23 protein-coding genes are annotated in these 21,040 nt (G+C 67.5%); 13 read left to right on the top strand and 10 right to left on the bottom strand.

The window, feature by feature from the left end:
* Positions 1 to 81: 81 nt before the first annotated feature.
* A complete protein-coding gene (locus tag MBA17_RS31065; protein ID WP_238500302.1) occupies positions 82 to 1,626 on the bottom strand; it encodes an OmpA family protein in 1,545 nt (514 codons plus the stop codon).
* 263 nt (positions 1,627 to 1,889) lie between these two features.
* Positions 1,890 to 2,933: an ArsR/SmtB family transcription factor gene (locus tag MBA17_RS31060; protein ID WP_238500301.1), complete on the bottom strand. Its 1,044-nt coding sequence runs from the start codon at positions 2,931 to 2,933 to the stop codon at positions 1,890 to 1,892.
* A 76-nt stretch (positions 2,934 to 3,009) separates the two neighbouring features.
* On the opposite strand from MBA17_RS31060, the gene MBA17_RS31055 reads away from it, so the two are divergent.
* Complete coding sequence (locus tag MBA17_RS31055) at positions 3,010 to 3,831, top strand: SDR family oxidoreductase (RefSeq protein ID WP_238500300.1); 822 nt, start codon at positions 3,010 to 3,012, stop codon at positions 3,829 to 3,831.
* An 89-nt stretch (positions 3,832 to 3,920) separates the two neighbouring features.
* On the opposite strand, the gene sigJ is transcribed toward MBA17_RS31055, so the two are convergent.
* Positions 3,921 to 4,865 carry an RNA polymerase sigma factor SigJ gene (gene sigJ / locus MBA17_RS31050; protein WP_238500299.1) on the bottom strand — a complete coding sequence of 315 codons (945 nt, stop codon included), beginning with the start codon at positions 4,863 to 4,865 and terminating at the stop codon, positions 3,921 to 3,923.
* A 421-nt stretch (positions 4,866 to 5,286) separates the two neighbouring features.
* Between sigJ and MBA17_RS31045 the strand changes: the two genes are divergently transcribed.
* A complete protein-coding gene (locus tag MBA17_RS31045; RefSeq protein WP_238500298.1) occupies positions 5,287 to 5,964 on the top strand; it encodes a DoxX family protein in 678 nt (225 codons plus the stop codon).
* A 58-nt stretch (positions 5,965 to 6,022) separates the two neighbouring features.
* On the opposite strand, the gene MBA17_RS31040 is transcribed toward MBA17_RS31045, so the two are convergent.
* Complete coding sequence (locus tag MBA17_RS31040; RefSeq protein ID WP_238500297.1) at positions 6,023 to 7,555, bottom strand: MFS transporter; 1,533 nt, start codon at positions 7,553 to 7,555, stop codon at positions 6,023 to 6,025.
* A 111-nt stretch (positions 7,556 to 7,666) separates the two neighbouring features.
* Between MBA17_RS31040 and MBA17_RS31035 the strand changes: the two genes are divergently transcribed.
* Positions 7,667 to 8,413, top strand: coding sequence for a TetR/AcrR family transcriptional regulator (locus tag MBA17_RS31035; RefSeq protein WP_238500296.1), 747 nt, complete (start codon positions 7,667 to 7,669; stop codon positions 8,411 to 8,413).
* Here MBA17_RS31035 and MBA17_RS31030 read toward each other — a convergent pair.
* Positions 8,410 to 8,598 carry a hypothetical protein gene (locus tag MBA17_RS31030; RefSeq protein ID WP_238500295.1) on the bottom strand — a complete coding sequence of 63 codons (189 nt, stop codon included), beginning with the start codon at positions 8,596 to 8,598 and terminating at the stop codon, positions 8,410 to 8,412. The two genes, MBA17_RS31035 and MBA17_RS31030, sit on opposite strands and share 4 nt — an antisense overlap.
* Positions 8,599 to 8,863: 265 nt before the next feature.
* Between MBA17_RS31030 and MBA17_RS31025 the strand changes: the two genes are divergently transcribed.
* Positions 8,864 to 9,940 carry a LacI family DNA-binding transcriptional regulator gene (locus MBA17_RS31025; protein WP_238500294.1) on the top strand — a complete coding sequence of 359 codons (1,077 nt, stop codon included), beginning with the start codon at positions 8,864 to 8,866 and terminating at the stop codon, positions 9,938 to 9,940.
* 124 nt (positions 9,941 to 10,064) lie between these two features.
* Here the strand turns inward: MBA17_RS31025 and MBA17_RS31020 are convergent, their stop codons facing one another.
* The gene (locus MBA17_RS31020; RefSeq protein WP_238500293.1) at positions 10,065 to 10,319 is read right to left on the bottom strand and encodes a type 2 periplasmic-binding domain-containing protein; all 255 of its coding nucleotides are present in this window, start codon (positions 10,317 to 10,319) and stop codon (positions 10,065 to 10,067) included.
* A 322-nt stretch (positions 10,320 to 10,641) separates the two neighbouring features.
* Here MBA17_RS31020 and MBA17_RS31015 point away from each other — a divergent pair, with 322 nt between their 5' ends.
* A complete protein-coding gene (locus tag MBA17_RS31015) occupies positions 10,642 to 10,869 on the top strand; it encodes a Rossmann-fold NAD(P)-binding domain-containing protein (protein WP_238500292.1) in 228 nt (75 codons plus the stop codon).
* Between the two features lie 213 nt (positions 10,870 to 11,082).
* Here MBA17_RS31015 and MBA17_RS31010 read toward each other — a convergent pair whose 3' ends face one another.
* The gene (locus tag MBA17_RS31010; protein ID WP_238500291.1) at positions 11,083 to 12,261 is read right to left on the bottom strand and encodes a class I SAM-dependent methyltransferase; all 1,179 of its coding nucleotides are present in this window, start codon (positions 12,259 to 12,261) and stop codon (positions 11,083 to 11,085) included.
* Between the two features lie 280 nt (positions 12,262 to 12,541).
* Between MBA17_RS31010 and MBA17_RS31005 the strand changes: the two genes are divergently transcribed.
* Positions 12,542 to 13,558 (top strand): small ribosomal subunit Rsm22 family protein, encoded by a 1,017-nt coding sequence (locus tag MBA17_RS31005; RefSeq protein WP_238500290.1) that lies wholly within the window; start codon positions 12,542 to 12,544, stop codon positions 13,556 to 13,558.
* A 24-nt stretch (positions 13,559 to 13,582) separates the two neighbouring features.
* Here the strand turns inward: MBA17_RS31005 and MBA17_RS31000 are convergent, their stop codons facing one another.
* Positions 13,583 to 13,747 carry a hypothetical protein gene (locus MBA17_RS31000; RefSeq protein WP_238500289.1) on the bottom strand — a complete coding sequence of 55 codons (165 nt, stop codon included), beginning with the start codon at positions 13,745 to 13,747 and terminating at the stop codon, positions 13,583 to 13,585.
* Positions 13,748 to 13,904: 157 nt separating this feature from the next.
* The gene (locus tag MBA17_RS30995) at positions 13,905 to 14,111 is read right to left on the bottom strand and encodes a hypothetical protein (protein WP_238500288.1); all 207 of its coding nucleotides are present in this window, start codon (positions 14,109 to 14,111) and stop codon (positions 13,905 to 13,907) included.
* An 85-nt stretch (positions 14,112 to 14,196) separates the two neighbouring features.
* Between MBA17_RS30995 and MBA17_RS30990 the strand changes: the two genes are divergently transcribed.
* Genes MBA17_RS30990 through MBA17_RS30960 form a run of 7 tightly spaced genes read left to right on the top strand, consistent with a single transcriptional unit; the run spans position 14,197 to position 19,958 of the window.
* Positions 14,197 to 14,946, top strand: a complete 750-nt coding sequence (locus MBA17_RS30990; protein ID WP_238500287.1) for a hypothetical protein — start codon at positions 14,197 to 14,199, stop codon at positions 14,944 to 14,946.
* Between the two features lie 5 nt (positions 14,947 to 14,951).
* A complete protein-coding gene (locus MBA17_RS30985) occupies positions 14,952 to 15,962 on the top strand; it encodes a serine hydrolase domain-containing protein (RefSeq protein WP_238500286.1) in 1,011 nt (336 codons plus the stop codon).
* A complete protein-coding gene (locus tag MBA17_RS30980) occupies positions 15,959 to 16,495 on the top strand; it encodes a hypothetical protein (RefSeq protein WP_238500285.1) in 537 nt (178 codons plus the stop codon). The genes MBA17_RS30985 and MBA17_RS30980 overlap by 4 nt, the downstream gene beginning before the upstream one ends.
* Before the next feature lie 15 nt (positions 16,496 to 16,510).
* Positions 16,511 to 17,146, top strand: a complete 636-nt coding sequence (locus tag MBA17_RS30975; protein WP_238500284.1) for an HAD family hydrolase — start codon at positions 16,511 to 16,513, stop codon at positions 17,144 to 17,146.
* A 52-nt stretch (positions 17,147 to 17,198) separates the two neighbouring features.
* Positions 17,199 to 18,431 carry an MFS transporter gene (locus MBA17_RS30970; RefSeq protein ID WP_238500283.1) on the top strand — a complete coding sequence of 411 codons (1,233 nt, stop codon included), beginning with the start codon at positions 17,199 to 17,201 and terminating at the stop codon, positions 18,429 to 18,431.
* Positions 18,428 to 19,291: a class I SAM-dependent methyltransferase gene (locus MBA17_RS30965; protein ID WP_238500282.1), complete on the top strand. Its 864-nt coding sequence runs from the start codon at positions 18,428 to 18,430 to the stop codon at positions 19,289 to 19,291. Before MBA17_RS30970 ends, MBA17_RS30965 begins: the two co-directional genes overlap by 4 nt.
* 1 nt (position 19,292) lies before the next feature.
* Positions 19,293 to 19,958, top strand: a complete 666-nt coding sequence (locus tag MBA17_RS30960; RefSeq protein ID WP_238500281.1) for a DUF402 domain-containing protein — start codon at positions 19,293 to 19,295, stop codon at positions 19,956 to 19,958.
* Positions 19,959 to 19,982: 24 nt separating this feature from the next.
* Here MBA17_RS30960 and MBA17_RS30955 read toward each other — a convergent pair whose 3' ends face one another.
* Positions 19,983 to 20,612, bottom strand: coding sequence for a pyridoxamine 5'-phosphate oxidase family protein (locus MBA17_RS30955; RefSeq protein WP_238500280.1), 630 nt, complete (start codon positions 20,610 to 20,612; stop codon positions 19,983 to 19,985).
* Between the last annotated feature and the right edge of the window lie 428 nt (positions 20,613 to 21,040).

The following is a 21,040-nucleotide window of genomic DNA, read 5'->3' as shown; positions in this document are numbered from 1 at the left end:
AGCGAGATCGACCCCGATCTCGGCGGCCAGCCGCTCCAGGGTGCCGAGGTCGGCGATGTTCAGTCCGTCGGTGAAATGGTGTTACTGGATGGGGACCTGGAGATCGCGGAACGGGCCGATCTGGACCTTGAGGGTGTCGGCGGTGTCGGGCAGGGCGAAGAGGTTCCAGAACTCGCGGGTCTGGCCCGGTGCGAACTTCTCGGTGCTGATGCGGACGCCGGAGACGTCTGTGCATGCGCAGTAGAGGTCCACGCCGTCGTCGGTGGGGACCTCCAGGCGGCCGGGCAGGTACTGGCGGCGGGCGGCGACATCGGTCACGCGGACGTTGCTTGCGGCCTGGTACTTGTACGCCTCCCAGTCCTGGGCGCGGTGAAGGTCGTTGAACCAGGTCTCGGCCGATCCCTCATTGGTGATCTTGTAAGTGAGCAGGCCGAGACCGCCGGGCAGCCGGCGCAGGCCCGTGACCTCCATGGCGATGGGCTGGCCGTCCGCCTTGGTGGTGCCGGTCAGGCCGGTCGCGCCGGGAGAGGTCGTGGCCACCGGTTCCTGGGCGGCGGGCTGAGGTTTGGGGAAGGTCACCGTGACTCGGCGGTTGCGGCGCTTGCCCTCATCGCTGTCGTTGTCGTACAGCGGGCGGCGCGAGCCGTACCCCTCGGCCTCGAAGCGGACCCCGTCCCGGGACAGCAGCGCCGACAGGGCGCGATGCACCGCCTGGGCGCGGCGCAGCGACAGTGGGTCGTTGATGGCGTCGTTGCCGGAGGAGTCGGCGTGGCCCGCCACCGTCACCACTGTGGCGGGGGAGGCGTCGATGAGCTTGGCCGTGCGGGCCATGATCGACTTGGCTTTGGGAGTGAGGGTGGCCTTGTCCACCGCGAACAGCACGTCGGAGGAGAGGTTGACCTGCAGGTCCTTGCCGTCGTCGGCGGTCTCCTCCGATTTGTCCAGGGACTCGGAGGGGAGGATGAGACGGCGGGTGACCGGGGTGACGGGCTCGGCATCGGGGTCGGGAAAGTCACCGGTCGGAGCTTCGTCGCTGATGGGCACGTTGAGCATCGGCGGGCCCACGGGGGTGACGACGGTGGTCGTCGCAGGGTTGCCCGACGGTGCGGGCAACACCGCGTAGACGATGATCGACTGGCCGGGGTCGATGAAGTAGCCGAGGCCGTCGCGGTCCTGGTCGCTGCAGAGGCAGGGGGACTGGGCGGGTTTGTACGGCAGGAGCCAGGTGCGGGCCTGCGCGTCGAGGACGCCGATGCCGGAAGCCCACTTGATCTCGCCGAGGGGGCGGGTAGGATCGCCCATCTCGCCGGCCCAGGACAGGTTCTTCTCGGTGCCGGTGTTGGACAGCCGGATCTGGGCGATGAGGTGCTTGCCCTTGACACGGTTGAGGCCGACGACCTCGACCTTGAGGTTCTCGGTCATGGTGCTGCGGGTTTCGGCCAGGGCCGGCCGGGTGTCTTGACCCGATGCCGTGGCGGTGGCGGTGGCGGGCGGAGCGCTGGTGGCCGGGGCACTCGACGTCGGCGCGGTGGTGGTGGGCGGGGGTGCGGCTTCCTTCATCGGCAGCACCCCGCATCCCGCTGCGAGCGTGAGTACAGCGGCCAGGGCCAGCGTCCGGTTCGGCATGGCAGAGATTGTGTCATGTCCGAAATGGCAGAACATGGCCGTGGTCCTCAACTGCGGTTGATGAGGTCAGAGCTGCCCGCCCCCGGGCCGGAGGGGGTGGCGAGCCAAACTCGAACTGATCTCCCGCCGACAACGGGAGCTGGAGCGCCGACGTCTCTGGCTGCCCAGGGCCGTCTCCTTCACGCGCCCCTTTCGCCGCCATGCTGGAGAGAGAATCCCGAACATGACCTTTGGCATCGGACAAACGCTCGAGACCGCCGAGCTCAGCGCGTTGCCGAAGGGTCGCCATCGCTCCGTTGCATCGTCCTGCCATTGAGCAGCATGGTGCCGAGGGGTGTGAGGGTGTGGAGGACGGTGTTGCGGTGACGGCTGGTGGCGATCAGACCGGCCTCCCGTAGCACGGTGGCGTGCTGACTGGCGCTGGCCGAAGAGATGCTCAGGTGGCGGGCGATCTGGCCGGTGCCACGGCCTTCGGCGATGGCTTCCAGCACCGCGGCCCTCGTTGGGCCGAGCAGTGCGGCCAGTCGGCGATGGGCCGACCCTTGCGGCGACGTCCACAGGGCCAGCGCCGTACCGGGATCGGGAGACGTCGGCAGCACCAGGGTGAAGGAGCTGTGCTGATCGGCGGGGATCAGCATGCTCAGATCGTGGGAGAACACCGACACGTAGATGTCCAGGCCGCGTCCGCCCAGGTGAACGTCCTGTCCCTGCCTGGGTAACGGGACATCGAGGTAGGGCGGCCGCCACCGTCCGCGCGTCCGCTGTCGCTCCAACAGGCCGGAGAGGCCGTCCGTGGCCAGCCGCATGGCGGCATGAACCGTTTCGGCATGCAGGTGAGTGTGAATCCGGTCCCAGTACGGCGCCACGGTCGCCTGGTGGCAGGCGCGTACCGCCGCCATCAGCGCGAGGCGTGCCTGGCGGTCGTTGTCGGCGAGGCCCCGTACGGGCGCGGGAAGGATGTGCCGGTTCGGCAGCGCTTCGAGTTCCTCGCGCACCCAATGGTCCGGCGCCGTCCGCACCGTGTCCAGGGCCTCGTCGATGTCGGGCGTGTGCCCGGCCAGGGCTGCCAGATCGAAGGGGATCCGGCTGGCGGGCGTGAGGAACCGCATGACGCACGCGCCGGCCGGGCTCAGGCTCCGCAGCGAGCGGCGTCGCCATTCACCCTGGACCGCCCCGTGGTCGGGCCGGTGCAGCGCGCACATGGCGAACATGGTCTCCGCCAGGGGACCCAGTGGCCCGCGTACCCGGACATTCGCCAGATCGTCGCTGCTCAGGTGGAAGCGTACGTCTCCCGGTGCTCGGCGCATACTTCATCTTACGCGGAATTTCAGGCAGGCCTGAAAAACGTTGCTCCCTTGGTGAGATTCCTGCAAAGGTCAGTGCGTGAATGTCGATAAGGATCAAATGGTAGCCCTTGTCGTAGGCGCTTCGTCGGGGGTGGGTCGCGCGACTGCCGAGGCTTTGGCGAAAAGAGGCCACGCCGTATTCGGTTCGAGCCGTACGCGGCTTCGCGTGAACAGCCCGGGTATTACTCCGGTCGAGCTCGAAGTCGGCAGCGAGCACTCGGTCAATTCGGCTATTCAGCACGTCCTGAAGTCGACGAACCGCATTGATGTGGTCATCTACTGCGCGGGCGCTTATGTGGCGGGCGCTGCTGAGGAAACGTCGGACGAGCTCGCCATCGCTCAATTGGAGACCTATTTCATTGGAGTCCACCGCGTGGTGCGCGCGAGCCTGGCGACCATGCGCGAACAAGGCAGAGGGCGGCTGGTTCTGATGAGCTCCAGCGCCGCCGTCGCCGCCATTCCCTTCCACTCCCTCTATTCCGCGAGCAAGGCCGCCCTCAACCACTACGCTGACGCATTACGCTACGAGGTCGAGCCCTTCGGCATAGAAGTGACGTGTATAGAGGCCACCAGCGTGCGCACGGGGGCGGTGGACACCATGAGCACGGGCAAGCCGATCCGCGCCTACGAACCCGGGCGAACGCGGGTCATCGACCGCTTCCGGCAACTCCAGCTCGACGGCCACTCACCTGAACCTCTCGCCCAGGCCATCGTGCATGCCGTCGAATCTCGGAAGATGCGCCACGTCTATCGCGTCGGACCGCGGGCTCGGCTGCTGCCGGCATTGCGTTCCGTTCTTCCCAGATCTGTGTTCCGTCGTATCTACGGTGGATTCTTCGGTTTATCGCGAGCTCGGTGAACCCAGGAGGTGCTTGCGCCGGCCGCGTAGGGACCGGGTAGCCGTCGTCGCGGATGCCCGCTCACCGTGGAAGGCGCGACTCGCTGTTCCTAGTGCTGCGGGCTCACCGTCCACGGCCGGAGCTTGTCGGGGTTGCGTATCGCCCAGATGTGCTTGATCCGGTCGCCTGCGACCTCGAACGCGTACACCGATACGGTGACGCCGTCTTGCTGGGCGATCAGGCCGGGCCGGCCGTTGACCGTACGCTCCAGGAACGTCAGGTCGCGGAGCCTGTCTTCGAGATGGACCAGGGAGCGCACGATCTGCTCGGCACCTTCGACCGGGCGGAGCACGGCGCCGGCGACGCCGCCGCCGTCGGCGATCGCCGTGGCGGCGGGGTCGAGCAGGGCGATGAGGGCGGCGATGTCCTTGGCTTCCCAGGCCTGCTTGAAGTCGCTGACGATCCGGGCCTGCCGAGCCGCCGGGGTCGCAGGCGCCTGCACGGCACGGATGCGACGGCGGGCCGAGGAGGCCAGTTGACGACAGGCCGCCGGCGTACGGCCGACGATCTCGGCCACTTCGGCGAAGGAATACCGGAAGACGTCGTGCAGGACGAACGCGACGCGCTCGGCCGGGGTCATCGACTCGAGCACGACGAGGAAGGCCATGGTGACCGACTCGTCGAGGGTGATCCGGTCGGCCGGGTCGACGGTGATGCCGTCCGGTCGCCCGCTGATCCACTCCGTGGGTTCGGGTAGCGGCTCGGGGATCCACTCGCCCACATAGGTCTCTCGCCGGGCCCGTGCCGAGGAGAGCACGTTGAGGCAGAGGCGGCCGGCGACCGTGGTCAACCAGGCGCCGGGGGATGCGATGGCGTCCTGCTGCTGCCGGGACATGGTGCACCAGCGGGCGTAGGCCTCCTGGACGACATCTTCGGCGTCGGCCAGGGAGCCGAGGAGCCGGTACGCGAGATTGATCAGCTGACGCCGCTCCCCCATGATCGCGGCCAGGCCCGGACCGAGCCGGCCGTCTCCCGGCTCGGATGGGGTGGTCATGGTGTCCTGGCCATCGTGCACTGACTCCCTTGGTTCGGGTCTGCTCTCGCTGGTTCGACAAGACAGCGCAGTGAACTGTGAGGTCGGCCCGTCGCCTCACATTCCGCGGTGCTGTGTTGTCGGACTGGCGAGACACCATCCAGCACGCAGGAAACTACCCCCCGGCAGGTATGCGGATCGCCGTCGAAAACCCGCGGCGGGACACGTTATCGCCCCCGCGGCGGCCACTCCGTCAGGTCGCAAAGCCTCAAGAACCGCTGATGTCGAGAAGGAAAGGCCTCGCCATGTCCACGCCCGAACCCCAGCATGCGGGCGAAAGTCGTGTTCAGCGGCCCTCGGCCCCGGCTGGCCACTCCATTGTGGAATCAATTGCCGCCTGCGACTTCGAACCGAAGCCGCTCACAAACGCCAGGAGAATCTCATGACCATTCCAGATCGATTCGACGAGAAGGCTGAGATGCAAACTCGAACGACCACAACCTTCCAGCACGCGACGGCCGACAAGCCGGCCACCGTCGCACGAAGCGGCTGGAACCGGAGCCGGATCCGCCCCGTCGCCTTTTGGGTCACCACGTTTGTAATCGTCGCCGAGTTGGCTGCTGGATCGGTGTGGAACCTTGTGCCGATCGAATGGGTGGAAGCCCAGTTGCGACACCTGGGATACCCACCCTTCTTCGCCTATATTCTAGCCGTGTGGCAGGCCGGTGCGGCCATCGCGATCATCGCGCCCAGGCTCCCGCTGATCAAGGAATGGGCGTACGTGGGTACCTTTTTCCTGTGGTCGAGTGCCGTGGCGTCGCATCTGATAGTCGGCGACGGTCTTCAGACGTGGGGAGTGCCGCTGGTGTTCGGGACGTGCGCCATCGCGTCGTGGGCGCTGAGGCCTGCCGACCGTCGGCTCCCGGAGACGCGGCTCCGCCGGGACCGCCCTGCCGAGGCTGGACAGGATGGGGCCGGTCCGCCGGAAACCCGTGCTCGCGCTTGGGCCGTTCCGATCGGGCTCCTCGTTGCTCTGTATGCCGTTTCGTTCCTCACGCTGCCCGCGGCCGAAGCCATGACGCACGAGTGGGCAGTCGAGCTCGGCTGGATCAACGAGTAGCGGCCTTGCGACGTTGAGGGCCGAGCGCGGGTGGCGTTGATCGTTGGTGTGCGCCGGCCTACTGCCTGCCTGCCCCGGGCTGCGGGAGGTTGCGTTTGCTGATGAGGGTCAGCACGAGTGCGATGGTGATGATGGCCAGGACTGCGGAGCTGTAGAGGACGGCGGATGCGCCGGAGGCGATGGCGTTGCCGAGGAGGTCTTCGATGGTGGCGCGGGCGGTGGCGGGGGTGAGGTCGAGGACGCGTTGGACGTCGCCGGTGGCGGCGGCGGTGAGGACGGCCTCGCGCGATGCGGCGGGCAGGGGTGGTCCGGCGGCGACGATGTCGGCGATGCGGGTGGTGTAGACGGCGCCGAGGACGGCGGTGCCGATGCCGGCTCCGATGGACGCCAGGCTGGTGATCATTCCGGCGACCATGCCGGCGCGTTCTTTGTCGGTGACGTTCATGGCGACGGCCATCACCGGTGCGCCGGCGATGCCGCCGCCGATCCCCCAGATGATCAGGGGGATGGTCAGCAGCCACGGTGAGACGGCCGGGGTGAAGGCCAGTGCCAGCAAGGCGGCGCCGACCGCTTTGCAGGCGTAGCCGCCGGCGATGACATATCCGGGGGCGAATCGGCTCAGGAGTTTGCCGCCGAGCATGCCCGCTGCCATCTGGGCGACGAAGACTGGTGTCAGCAGCAGGCCGCTCTGCGTGGGGTTCAGGTGCAACGACCCCTGGAAGTACTGCACGAAGTAGACCGTGCCGCCGACGGTCAGGACGCGGGAGATGAAGACCGCCAGGGCGGCGCCGGTGAAGGCGGGTTTGCGGAACAGGGCGATGTCCAAGGTGGGCGCACCGACCCGGGATTGGAGCAGGAGGAAGGCGGCGAGCAGGACGACCGCGACCGTGAACTGCGTCAGCGTCGCAGCCGATCCCCAGCCTTGGTCCTCGCCGCGAAGCAGCGCCAGGTTGGCCAGGGCGAGTGAGGCGATCAGCAGCGCGGTGCCCGCCCAGTCGATCCGGCCGTGAGAGGCCCGGGGGGAGGTGTCGGCGGGCAGGACGCGCAGGCAGATCACGAAGGCCGCGACACCGATCGGCACGTTGATCAGGAAGATCGCGCGCCAGCCCAGCGTGTCGACGAGGGTGCCGCCCAGCAGCGGGGCGATCAGGCTGGCCGCGGTCGCCGCGCTGCCCCAGGTGGAGATGGCCATGTTGCGCCGCTCCCCCTCCAGGTGCTGAGAGAGCAGGGGCAGCGCGTTGACCATCAAGATGGCACCGCCGATGCCCTGTACGGCGCGGGCGAGATCGAGTACCACGATGGTCGGCGCCGCACCGCAGACGATCGACGCGGCGGTGAACAGGGCGATGCCGAGCAGGTACATGCGTCGCCGGCCGATCCGGTCGGAGAGGCTTCCCGCGACCTGGGTCACCGCACCCATGGTGATCACGTATCCGATGAGCACCCACTGGATGCTCGCGAGTGTTCCGCCGAGGCCGGCCTGGATCGCGGGCAGGCCGACGGTCACGATCGTCATGTCGATCACGACCAGCGCGGTGCCGGCGATGACCAGGCCGAGAATCGCGCGACCCCGAACGGCCGTCGGGATCATCGGAGAAATCCGGGGAGATGCGTGTTGGTAAGGCTCACCTAAGGAAGGGTGGCGCACACCGACCACTAAAGTCAACGGTGTGTGAAGTTTAACGGCGGCTATGCTCGGACGGTGCCCCACGATCCCGACAAGGCCGACGTCACCGGCACCGACAGCCCACGCCGCCGCCGGCGGCCGCTCACACGCAACGGCCGGCCGACGCTGACCAGGGACCTCATCGCCCAGACGATGCTCGACCTCGCCGGCGTCCACGGCTTCCCGGCGGTGACCATGCGGCTACTCGCCGAGCATCTCGGCGTGACGGTGCGAGCCCTCTACAACTACGTCGATGACCGCAGCGAGATCGTGGCCCGCGCGGTTCAGCTGTTCATCGAGCAATGGCCGGCCCCGCGGCCGGACCCCGCGGACTGGGAACACAGCATCCGCGAGTACGGCGCCGCGCTGCGCACCGTCTACCGGCGCTATCCACGCGCCCTGCTGGTGTCGATGGACGAGCAGATCGACGACCTCGCGATCCACCAGGACCGCCTTACCCACACCGACGCCTTCCTGGGCATGCTGCGCACCATCGGGCTGGGCATCGCCGAGGCCCAGATCGTGCACCGCGATCTCGCGCTACGCGTCTTCGCGTTCGTCCTGCTCGTGGACTACCGCCAGGACCAGGGCGAGCCGGTCATGCGGCACACTCCCGTCCCGCCGCTCTGGCTGCAGGCGCACCCCGGCCTCGCCGTTCCGCACCTGCGCGAAGCGGTCGCCGCCGCTCCCCTGATGACCGTGGACGAGGCGTTCGAGCACACCATGGACGGACTCGTCGTCACCGTGCGCGACCTGCTGGCCACCGCACAGCACCTCCACTAGCCCATGTTCACCGACCACAGGAAGCGGCCGCCCTCCAGCCATTCGAGCTGGACGCCGTCCTCCAGCGGGCCGATGGCCCGCCCGTCCTCGGCCAGCGCGGGTGCGGCGGCGCTCCAGCCGAGCCGTCCGGCGGCGCCGACCGCGGCCGCGCTCAGGAGAAGGTTGCGTCGGGACATCATCGCCATGGGGGCTCCCTGTTGGGTTGGCGTAACGCGATGAGACGACCACATGTTCAAACGTTTACTAAGCGCCGATAGCCGCATGACATGTATGGCCTGTCAAGGGCCCTGCCTTCTCGATGGATACGTTTGCGCAGGAAGCCTGGTGGAAAGCCGTTTTTGGGCGGGAGATCTCATCCGACGGAACGGGTCGGCAAGTTGACGCCGTCTCACCCAGGCAGAACTATCATGCGTAAGCGGTTTACCAGCAGATTGCATCAGTGGAGGTGGGATGGTCCGGCGTGCGTCGTCCGACGACGGGGAGCGGCCGGCGACGATCCGCGACGTGGCCGCGCACGCGGGGGTGTCCGTGGCCACGGTCTCCCGGATCCTGTCCGGCACCTACCCCAGCGCGCCCGCCACCCGCAGCAAGGTCATGCGGGCCGTGCGTGAGCTCGACTACGTGGCCAACGCCAATGCCCGCGGCCTGGCCGGCGCGAGCAGCCGCAGCGTGGCCATCATCGTCACCTCCGTGGTCTCCCCCCACTACGCCCACGTCGCGCAGGGCGTGCAGACCCAGGCCGCGCTCGAAGGCAAGCTCTGCATCATCGGCACCACCAACGGCGGCCCGGAACGCGAGCTCGCCACGGTCCAGCTCATGCGGCAGGAGCACGCCGAGTGCGTCATCCTCGTGGGCAACGTCGTCAACGACGAGGCCTACCGCGAACGCATGGGCGAGTACGCCCGCGCGCTGGCGGCGGCCGGCTCCCAGCTCGTCCTGTGCGGCCGCCCCGCTCTCGGCCCCGACGTGCCCGCCCTGGTCATCGAGTACGACAACACCGGCGGCGCCTACGCCATCACCAGCCACCTTCTGTCGGCCGGCCACCGCCGCATCCTGTTCCTCGGCCGCCGCGACGGCTACACCACGCCGGGCGCCCGCGTCGCCGGCTACCGCAACGCCCTCGCCGACTTCCATCAGCCCCACGACCCCGGCCTGGAGGTCGACGGCAAGATGGAGCGCAGCGAGGGCTATCGGATGATTCGCCAGCGGCTCGAATCCGGGCCGCCCGACTTCACCGCCGTCTTCGCCGGCAACGACCTCATCGCGGCCGGCGCCCGCCAGGCCCTGCGCGAGCACGGCCTGCGGGTCCCCGACGACATCTCGCTCGTCGGCTTCGACGACCTGCCCTCGGCCGCCGACATCGACCTCACCACCGTGCACGTGCCCCATGAGGAGCTCGGCCGCACCGCCGTACGGCTGGCGCTCGAACGGCGTCAGGACAAGTCGGGGATGAGCGAGCACGTCATGCTCGGCACGCACATCATCGTCCGCGACTCGGTCCGCCCCCTCAGAGGCGCCGGCCAGTAGGGCGTCTCGCCTCGTGGAAACGCTTACCTGTTAACCGCCTCTTCAGCCTGTCGCTACGCGCTTGATCTGCAGATCATGATGTGTGTCCATCAGGGAAGCGTTTGACTCAGAAGCACGTACAAGGTCATTGGTTGGCCGCGTGCTCCTTGGCCAGTTCAGCCGCGACCTGGTCACCGCCGGCCTGGCGCCACTGGGCGACGACGTCCGGCCACGCCGACAGCGGCTTGCGCCCGAACGTGATCGCCGCGATGCCGTCTCCGATGATCTGCCCCAGCTGGGCGCCCTTGCTCACCTGGGTGGCCGAGCGCAGGCCGTTGGCAGGGTCGCCGACGCTCTTGGGCAGGCTCGCCTTCTGCCAGTCGTAGACGGCCTTGGCCACGTCGGTATGGCCCGGCAGAGGTCGAACCGGCCGTCGATCTTGGTCAGGGTGGACAGGTTCACCGAGCCGAAGCCGTCGCTGATCGAGGCGACCGTGCCGTTGTGGAAGTAGCTCTGCATGTCGGTCGAGCCGACGGTGAGGCTGTCGGGATAGTGCCCGGCCTCGGCCGCTCCAGCGGGATCCCGTAGATCTTGCCGCCGATCCTGCCCATGCCCTGCCAGGCGGAGGTCGGGATGTTGGCGAGGTTCGGGTACTCCTTGACCGCGTCCCCGCCGACGTACTCCGAGAGGTCGGCGCAGCGTACCTGGACGAACTCGGCGGCGTGCGGCAGCGACAGGTTCGTGAACATGATGATGTCCCCGAGCCGCTGCCTCCCGGCCACCCGCTCCTGGCCCTGCCCAACGTCCTGGTCACCCCGCACCTGGCCGGCGCCCAGGGACGGGAACTGCGCCGCCTCGGCGAGTTCGCCGTCGCCGAAGTCAGCCGCTTCCTCAACGGCATGCCCCTGCTCGGCCGCGTGGAGCCGAAGCAACTGCCCTACATGGCCTGACAACAGCATCCGGGTCCCTGTACGGCGTGCCGCAGCGCCCGCGAGCAGGCGTGTGGCCCGGCACCCGCCCGGGAAAACCGGCCTGCCGGCATCCAGGAGATCCCATTTTCGCTGAGATCGCCTCCGTGTCGCTGTCACACAATCAAGGGGCGCGACGGATGCAGGCCGTACGCCTATCGTTGAAGATCAAGTGCACAGACCGCTCGCGGCTTTTCAGAACAGTGCCTGAAAAGGAATGAAATCGAGCGAGAAACAATTCCCACGTGTCCGGCATCGGCCGCCGTAAATGTCGTCACCAGCAGACCGGAGAAAGCCTCGCACGCCGGTCACCGCCGTACAGCTGTAAATTTCTACTGGATCGTCCGGCCTTCTTGAACTGACTGCAGGGGAGACAGCATGGACCAGCCCACCACCGTGGTGATCGTCGGCGCCAGCCGGGGTATCGGGAAAGCTCTCGGTGAGCACATCGCCGAGCCGGGCCCGGAGGACATCACTCCGCATCGCGGTCTGGACCCCGGCGGGTGCGGATGTTCGAGACAGTTGTCGGTGAATGTGGTGATGGCAGCATGGAGCCACGAGAATGAGATCTGCCCGGCAGGCGACAGCCCGGGCGATCGCCTCATCGGTCGCCGTGTCACACGCGTGCAGGGCGAGAGCGATGCTGATGGTGTCGGGAAGTCGCGCCTCAGGAATGCTCGCGTGCTCGAACCTGAGACCCGACAACCCTAACTCCCGGGCCCGGGCCCGATTTCTGGCGATGGCATCGGAGTCACGGTCGATACCGATCATCTCGCACCTGAGCCCGCGGTCGACGGCGAGGTAATGGAAGGTCGCGAAGGTCAGGTAGGCATTGCCGCAGCCGAAATCAACCAGGCGGATCGGCTCGGCCTTGATCCACTCGGAACCAGACGACTCGGCGACGGCTCTGACGAACTCGTTGATCTGCCGGTATTTACGCTGCTGCTCCGCGCGCACCTGCCCTTTGCGGGTCATCCCGAGAACCGCCAGGAAATCTGCGTTCTCCGGAATCAATCGCTTCTTCTTCCGGTCGTGGGACAGTTCGGCATCGGCGGTCTCCGGTGTGACCACCGAGAGAAGCTTGCCGCGTTTGGTGCGCCGTGTCTGGATTCGACGGTCGGCGAGCTGCACAGTCAGATGGCGGAAAGAGGAACTCAACACCGCCGCAACAGCCGGGTGCGCGATCGAGTCGGCGTTGACGGTGTCGCAATGCTTCGCGTCGTAGCGCTGGATCTGGAGGGATCTGCGGCCAGAAAGCAGCACGGGCCGCATGACGATGCGCGACCACGGCTCTTCGTCGTGGGGTTGCGGGCCACTCAGGACAATCCGCACCAGGTCATCCGAGAACAGGTGCTCACGCAGCAGGTCAGACATGCTCACTGGTGGAGAAGGGTTCAAGCGAAAGCTCCGAGTCCCGGTCGGCGGGCAGGTCGATCATTGTAAGCACCGCATTTCACATCATGCGCACTTTTGCTATGTCAGAGTCGGCGCTTTCTGTAGTGGCCGGCGTCGGCTCGGCTGCGGTGTTGTCGGCGGCGCTGCGACCAGGCAAGGCGGGGTTCGGCGGCCGGGCGATGGCCATGGTCGGATGTGCCGGGAGAGCCGCGGGTACGCCGTTTGGACAGATCATCGGCCTACCGGCATCATGTCTGCCATGGTGAGCCTGCCCGACGATCTCAACGACGCTCTGGAGAGTGCCCTTGCGCGCTTTTCGGTGAACGATATGACGCAGGCCACCCGGCGGCTGATCCAGCAATATCGCGAGGGCTTTGATTCGGCCGATATCGTCCTGGGCTCCGAAATCGACGTCGCGGCTTATGCTGCTTATCGAATGCCGGCCACTTATGCGGCCGTCCACACGGCGTTGCGCCATACGGCCGCGCTGGCCCCCACGTTCGCCCCTCAGACGCACATCGACGTGGGCGGTGGAACCGGTGCGGCCGTATGGGCGGCCGCCGAGATCTGGCCTTCGCTGAAAGAGGTGAAGGTCCTGGAGCAGGCGCCGATGGCGGCGGCGCTCGGGGGACGGCTGGCACGACAGGCCGTCTCCCCCGTGGTGCGGACCGCGACCTGGAGCAGGGCGACCATCGGCAACAAGGTTCTGAAGGGTCCCAGCGACCTTGTCACCATGTCGTACGTGCTGGGCGAGTTGCCGCCGGCCGTACGAGACGGCGTCGTCCGATCGCTGGCGGCGGACACGTCCATGGTGGTGCTGATCGAGCCCGGCACGCCCGCGGGCTATGAGCGCATCATCGCGGCACGTGATGTGCTGATCGGCGAAGGGCTGTCGGTCGTCGCGCCGTGCCCGCACGACGGGGCCTGCCCGATCCCGCGTGGCAAGGACTGGTGTCACTTCTCGGTACGGCTCAACCGGAGCTCCCTGCACCGGCAGATCAAGACCGGCATGCTGGGTTTCGAGGATGAAAAATACTCGTATGTCGCAGCTTCGACCCAAGCATGGCCGGACCGCCCCGACCGGGTGATCCGCCACCCCCAGAAGCGCAAAGGGCTCGTCTCCCTGCAGCTCTGCACTCGTGACGACGGCCTGACCGACGAGATCGTGTCGAAGCGCAACAGCGACGCCTACCGAAGGGCGCGGAACATCTCCTGGGGAGACGCGTGGGACTCCCCGCGTGAGGACGGGGACCGCGGGCAGGGGCCGGAGGCATAGCGGCCTCCCCCGCCAAAACTGCCGTTATCCTCGGACGGCCCGCTCCAGCGACGTTCGATGATTGATCATCCAGGCCGCCGCCCGTGCCCGCCAGGCCAAGCCCCACAGCGGCGCCGGGTCGCGTGACTGAGGGGTGACGCCTGCTTCGATCGCCTCGGCGGCGCAATCGCGGATCGCGAATTCGATCATTCGATCGACCAGCGCGTCCCGCAAGGCCGCGGTCAGCTCGTATCCGTCGACGAACAGTCCCAGCTTCGCGGCACGAACCGGAGCGGCCGGTAGCTCCTGACCTCCCTCGACGTCGTCGCGGAGCTGAGCGTGCCACCACGCGCAGGCGGCGATCTCGTCAAGACGGTCGACGGGCCCGGCGCCCGGCGACCGTCCAGTCGATGAAGGCGATGGGCATGCCGTCGCGGACGACGGTGTGCCACGGGCCCGCGTCGCAGTGCCCGATGACCGAATCAGGGCCGTCGCGATGCATCCACCAGTCCTGCCACGCGGCGTCCTGTCCCGGCCGGAAGGTGGCCGTGGCGGAATGCAGGTCGCGCAGCAACCGACCAGGCGAAAATCATCGCGGCCGGCGAGGGCGGGGCACTGCTGACTGCCGACCCGGATTTGTACGAACGAGCGTTCTCGCGGTGACCGCCGACGGCACCTCGACGCTGACCGACGCCAGCATCGAGCCGGAGGTGATGCACACCATCGAATTCCTCAACAAGGCCGGCGGCGACATCGTCGTCCACGAGGGCGGGACCATCGAAGTGGTCGGCACGGACTCGCTCCGGAGCACCGGCTACGAAGTCCCCGTCGACCGGCTGGAGGCCGGCACGCTGGCCATCGCCGCCGCGATCACCGGCGGACGGATTCTGCTGGAGAACGCCCGGCTCTCGGATTTCCCGCACGCGTTCCTCAAGACATTGGGCGCATCCGGCACAAAAATGTGGGATAGCGCTGATGGACTGGAGATATCCGCGACGGCTGATATCACCGCCGTTGTTTTCGCCACCGGACCGCATCCGGGATTTCCGACCGACCTGCAGCCGCAAATGACCGCGCTGCTTACCCGGGCGCGTGGCCGGAGCGAAGTGTTGGAAGCCGTCTATCCACAACGAGCCACCCACGTGCACGGGCTGCGCGCATTCGGGGCCGATGTCGGCGAGGACGGCCGCCGTCTTATTATCAACGGTCCGCGCAAGCTGACCGCGGCGGATGTGAGTGGAGTCGACATCCGCTGCGTTACCGCGCTATTGTTGGCGGCGCTGACCGCGGAAGGGACCTCGCGCATATCCGGGATTTACCACCTCAACCGCGGATACAGTTCTCTGCTGCGGAAGTTGACCGGCCTGGGGGCGCGTGTCTCTTATTCGGAAACCGAAGCGGAGATGTAGCGTGTATGACCGGTGACTGGCTTGACAAGGCTGCGGCAGCGATCGGGCCCCGGCTCGACGAGTTCGTCGCAAACGGGGGGACACCCGGCGCCGTCGTGACCATGGGCGCCGCCGGAGAATCGCGGACCATAACGCGCGGCGCCATTGCCCCCGGCTGGGTCGATCTGCCCCCCTCGGAAATCGTGCGGTTCGACATAGCGTCGCTGACGAAAATCGTCGCCACCTGGGCGGCCGTGGGACAAACGGACGAGATCGACCTCGACGAGCCGGTCGGCACGTATTTCGACGAGCCTTCCCTGCCGGGTTCCGGCGTCACCGTCCGGCAGATCCTGTCGCACACCAGCGGTCTCATGCCGGCGACCCGTTTCGACCGGTACATCGGCACAGAGCAGGAGCTGGCGACGCTTCTGCTGTCGGAACCGCTGGAGAGCCCCCCGGGGACCTCCTACCGTTACATCAATCGCGGTTTCATTCTGTTGGGGCTTCTTCTGGAGCGAACGTTCAAGCGCCCTCTCGACCTTCTGGTCACGGAGCGGGTTTGGCGGCCGTGGTCGATGGAGGACACCGGTTACGGTCCGCTGCCGGCCTCGCCGACGGTGGCGCCGACCGAGATGAAGCTTCGCGGCACGCGTCCCCTGTGGGGGGTCGTCCACGATGAGAACGCGGGTCACATGGGCGGTGTCGCCGGGCATGCCGGAGTGTTCTCCACCGCACGCGATCTGGCCACGTTCTGTCAGCGAATTCTCAACCGCCGATGGGACGAGGGCTTCGACCGCTATGTGCGGGAGAGCACGCGCGTGCACGCCGGCGGCGGCGGCGAGCATCGAGGGCTGGCCTGGCTGCTGTCCGAAGACGGAAGAACGATGTACCACCACGGATTCACGGGCGGAAGCCTGTTCGTCTTCCAGCACCGACCGGCCTACGCCGTGCTGCTGTCGAACGCCGTGCACAACTCCAGGGAACGCCGAGGACTTTCCGCGCTGCGCGCCGGCATCCGAGCGCTGGCCGAGTTATGAGCACCTCCACGGGCATTCCACTCGGTCCCCTGACCACATTCGGCGTCGGCGGGCCGGCTGGGCGAGTACTGGAGGTCCGTGAGGTTGCGGACTTCACCGAATACGCGCTCAGCGGGCCGACCGTACCCCCTCTCATCCTGGGCCATGGCAGTAACGTCGTCATCTCCGCGGACCCCGAGAGCCGATCAGCCGGCTCCTTCTTTCTCAATCCCGTCGTGCCCGCCCACACCTGGGAACCGTTCACGCAGCGGGCGATCTCAGCTACCGGTCACGAGCCTCCCGTGCTGTCCGGCCCGGAGTCCCGCACGCGCACGAGCGCGGGCTGGCTCATCGAACACGCCGGATTCGAGCGCGGTCAGAGATTCGGCACCGCGCGCATCTCGCGCAAGCACACGCTCGCTCTGGTCGCCGAGGACGGCACCACCGCGGCCGACATCGATCTGGCCGCCAAGACCATCGCGCACCGGGTCCGCCAGACGTTCGGGATCGCCCTGGTGCCGGAACCTCGCTTCGTCGGTCCTTTCGAGCGATAGGAGAACCCCCTCTCCATGGAAACCGGCTCAGTCCCCTTTCCACTCCCCCTGCCTTCCGACCAGATCACCGGCCTGATCTTCGACCTCGACGGGACACTGATCGACACCCGATCGGTCAATCGCCTCGCGCTGACATCGATCCTCGCGGAACACGGAGTGAACCTCGATGGAGTCCCCCGCCCTCCCGAGGGGACCGCGTTCACCGACTGGGTGCGCCTGCTGACCGAGCACGGACGGCTACCGAAGAACGTCTCCCCCGAACGGTTTCAGGAGTACGGCGAGCAGGCCGTGATCGAGCGGGCGGCGATGGCACCGGCGATCGGCCCCACCGTGGCCCTGGCCAGATGGGCACACGATCGCCGGCTGCCGTCAGCCGTCGCCACGGGAAGCACCCGCCCCGTCACGAACGCGTTCCTGCGGGCGAACGGGCTCGCGGAGTTGTTCGCCGCGATCGTCACCCGTGAGGACGTGGCTCGCGGAAAGCCGGCGCCTGATCTGTTCCTCGCCGCGGCGCGGCGCCTGCGGGTGCCGCCGGTTACCTGCGTGGTGCTGGAAGACACCGACATCGGCATGGAAGCGGCCCGGAATGCCGGGATGACGACCGTGGACATGCGGCCCTACCGGGAACTCGCACCGAGGGCCGCGCGCTGATGGCCGCCTTAGCCGAGCTGACGGTCGCTTCCGTCAAGCGGTGGCGAAGGGCATGACGCGCGGATGGGCCATGTGGAGCCTGGGCGCCGTCGTCTACGCGGCTGCGATGTTCCATCGAACCAGCCTGGCCGTGGCGGCCGACCTGGCCGAGGAGAGGTTCGGCATCGGCCCGGGCGCGCTGTCGCTGCTGGCGGTGTACCAGTTGCTGGCCTACGCGGTGTTGCTGTTGCCCGCTGGACTGGCGGCTGACCGGCTCGGGCCACGCCGTACGCTCCTGCTGGCCATCGCGCTCGTCGGCGGCGGACAGATCGCCTTCGCCCTGGTGACGAGCTTTCCCCTGGGCGTGCTCGCCAGGGGGGTTCTGGGTTGCGGGGACGCGCTGACGTTCATGGGTGTGCTGCGCCTGATCGTGGCGTGGTGCCCGCCGAAGCGGGTGGCCTTGCTCGTTCAACTGGTGTCCGTGATCGGCATGGCGGGAAGCCTGATCGGCACCGTGCCGCTGTCGCTCGCACTCACCGGCATCGGCTGGACCCCCACCTTTCTGGGCAGCGGCGCCGCGACGGCGGTTCTCGCCCTCGTGGTGTACGCGGCGGTGCCGAAGGATCCGGCGGAGGCGGGTCAGGCCGGACTGACGTTGCGCGAGCTACGTGGCGAGCTGCGTACCGTCTGGCAGGTGCCCGGCACCCGGTTGGGCATGTGGATGGTCATCACCTCCTCCTTCTCCTTCGTGTCGTTCTCGACCCTGTGGGGATTTCCGTACCTGACCAGAGCGCAGGGCCTGAGCACCGGCTCGGCGAGCAGCCTGCTCACCTTGCTGATCATGGCGAACATGGCGATGGGCCCGGTCTTCGGCCAGCTCGCGTCGCGCTATCCCAGGTTGCGGGTACACCTGAACGCCTCGGTGATCGCGGTGGTGGCCGTGGTGTGGACGACCTTGCTGGCCTGGCCGGACAGGGCCCCCGCCGCGCTGCTGGTGGTCCTGGTGCTCGCGCTGGGTCTGTGCGGGCCGGCGACCATGGTCGGCATGGACGTCGCGCGCACCTCCAATCCCTCGACCCGGGTGGCCACGGCCGCCGCCACGGTGAACCTCGGCGGGTACGTGGCCGCCCTGCTCGTGATCCTCACCGTTGGCGTGGTCCTGCAATCCGGCCGGCAGTGGGGCCTGCCGACGGCCACCGCGTTCACGCTGGCCTTCGCCATGCAACTGGCCCTCTTTCTCTTCGGCGGGTTCCGCATATTCGGATGGGCCCGCAAGGTGCACGCTCGCGAAGGGCTTCCCCGATGACGACCAGCTTCTATGTTGAGAACCCCTACCCCATGCACGGAAACCACGGCGGCCTCTACGAGAGGGAGCTACGGCAGTTCTTCGCGCCGCTGGCGCCGCGCACCATTCTCGACGCCGGGTGTGGCACGGGCGCCATGTCCCGGCAACTGGCGCGGCAGTTCCCCGACGCGTCGATCGTCGCCGTAGACAGATCGACGGCCTCCATCGAGGTGGCCCGCAAGAGACACAAGGACATTCCCAACATCAGTTTCCGGGTCCACGACCTCGAAGCCGCCGTGCCGGAGCACGACGACACCTTCGACTTCGTCTTCTGCCAGGGCGTCCTCCACCACATGGCGGACCCGATGAGCGCTCTGCGGAACATCCATACGGCGAGCGCCAAGGAGATGACGGCCTACGTCTGGCTCTACTCCGAACACGGCAGGGTGGAGATCGCCCAGTTGCGCGAACTCCTCCGTCTGCTGACCCCGCCTGACGCCACGCGGGAAGAGAAGCTGGCCGTCCTCGAACTGACACGCCCGATCTACCGGCTCCTGCACGACGACGAGGAACGCGAACTGGAGGCGTGGAAGAGCGACGACCCCGGCTGGACACGAGCCGATGAGCGGAGAGCCCGCTTCATGGACCGCTATATCAATCCGCTCGCCGACCACTACTCCGTCACCGCGGCCGCCGATCTCTTTCGGAAGACGGGCTTCGACATAACCGCGGTGCCGACACTCGACTCGATTTCCTTGGAACCCGCCCTGCCCCAGGCGCTAACGTCGAACGTGCCCGACGCCGTCGAAAGGTACAGCGCCATGGAACTGGTGATCCGCCCGTGGGGAATCGGCTACCTTCTGCACAAGTCGAGGCACTAGCGTGAAGTACCGCCGGTGGCCGACCGGCTCGACCGTGCTGTACCGGTACGGCCGGCGCGGCAGGGCCCGCTTCGTCAACGTGGGCACCGTGGTCGACGACTCGGCCGAGGGCCTGGCGCTGTGGATCGCCCCTGGGTCCCCGATGATCCGGTCGGTGCCGGAAGACGGCGGCGATCTGCGCGATGTGCAGATCGACAAGCGTTTCGGCGTGCCGGTCGTCCAGGAACACGGCCACTGGCGAGGTCCCGGCATCCTCCGCTTCGTCCCGGCCCGCCGGGAGTGGTCCGTCTCATGGTTCTTCCACGACGACGGGTCCTTCCGGGGGTGGTACGGCAACCTGGAGGCGCCCCAGGTTCGCTGGGAGACCCCAGGCTCCCTGTACGGCGTCGACACGGCCGACCGCGTCCTCGACGTCATGATATTTCCTGACCGAACCGTCGAGTGGAAGGACGAGGACGAACTCGCGACCGTCGTCGACCAAGGCCTTTTCACGCCGGCCCACGCCGAACGGATCCGAGGCCACGGTCGGGCCCTGGCGGATATCGCCCGGCAGGGCCTGCCTCCTTTCGACGGCCGCTGGACGAACTTCGAACCAGACCCTTCGTGGCAGACTCCCTGCCTACCTCCCGAATGGAACGCCCCACACCGCTACACGGCCGATCTCTAGGCAGGGCGCGGGCGTGGTCGGAAGTCAGTACTGGTTCATCTTGGCGTCCAGGGCGAGCCCTGCGTCGATCACCTTCGCGGGAACCTTGATGCCCATCTGGTCCTTGGCGATCCGTCCGAGCGTGGGCAGGCTCTTGCGGTCCGGCCAGGTCTCGGGCTTCCACAGGGACGAGCGCAGGAACGCCTTCGCACAGTGCATGTACAGCTCTTCGACGTCGATGAGCACTGCCAGCCGCGGCCGCTTGCCCTGGACCACCAGGTCGTCGAAGAACGGCGCGTCCGACACGAGCGTCGCACGCCCGTTCACCCGCAGTGTCTCGTTCATCCCCGGCACGATGAACAGCAGCCCGGCGTGGGGGTTGCGCAGCACGTTGCGGAGACTGTCGAGCCGGTGGTTGCCGGGCCGGTCGGCGAGCACCAGCCGGTGGTCGTCAAGGACCAGCACCGACCCGGCCGGGTCCCCACGGGGCGAGACGTCGCAGATCCCGTCCGCGTTCGAGGTCGCCAGCAGCACGAACGGCGAGTGCGCGATGATCGTGCGCGCGTGCTCGTCGATCCGGGCGATGTCCTTGTCCCAGATGGTCTGCGGCGGCTCTTTCACGATCTCCCGGAGCTCGGCCTCGGTCGCCACCGTACGGATCTCAGAAGGATTCACCAACCGAATTATAAGGTAAGCCTAACCAACATGGCCTGTCGAGACCTCCGAGCCCGGCGGTCAGCGATCACGCCTGCGAGTCGTACGCCAGGGGTGCCGCCCCAGCGGTTCCTCTCAAGGGCGCCGTCGACCTGTCGATGCGGTGCTTAAGAATCCGATGGTGGGCAGGCAGTATCCCTCGTGGTCCCCGGCGTCTCTGACTGGGGCCCGCGCAGCGGATCAGAACATACCGCCGCCATACCCCATCTCACTAGGGTCCTTGTCCGATAGTGGCTGCTGAGCGCTTGGGGATGGCGGTCGGTGCCGAACGTGGTATGCACCGAATACGTCTGGTACGTCGATTCCGAGGCGGCTGCCGTCGCCTCCTCCTCATTACCCTCGTGCTCATTAATCCCTCTAGCCTGTGGAGATTTCATCGTGCCCCCAGC

Origin of the sequence: Dolomitihabitans soli (genome assembly GCF_022213955.1) — a bacterium.
Taxonomy (GTDB): domain Bacteria; phylum Actinomycetota; class Actinomycetes; order Streptosporangiales; family Streptosporangiaceae; genus Streptosporangium_A; species Streptosporangium_A soli.
The sequence above is the reverse complement of the archived record's forward strand: the minus strand, read 5'-3'. Positions and strand labels throughout refer to the sequence as shown.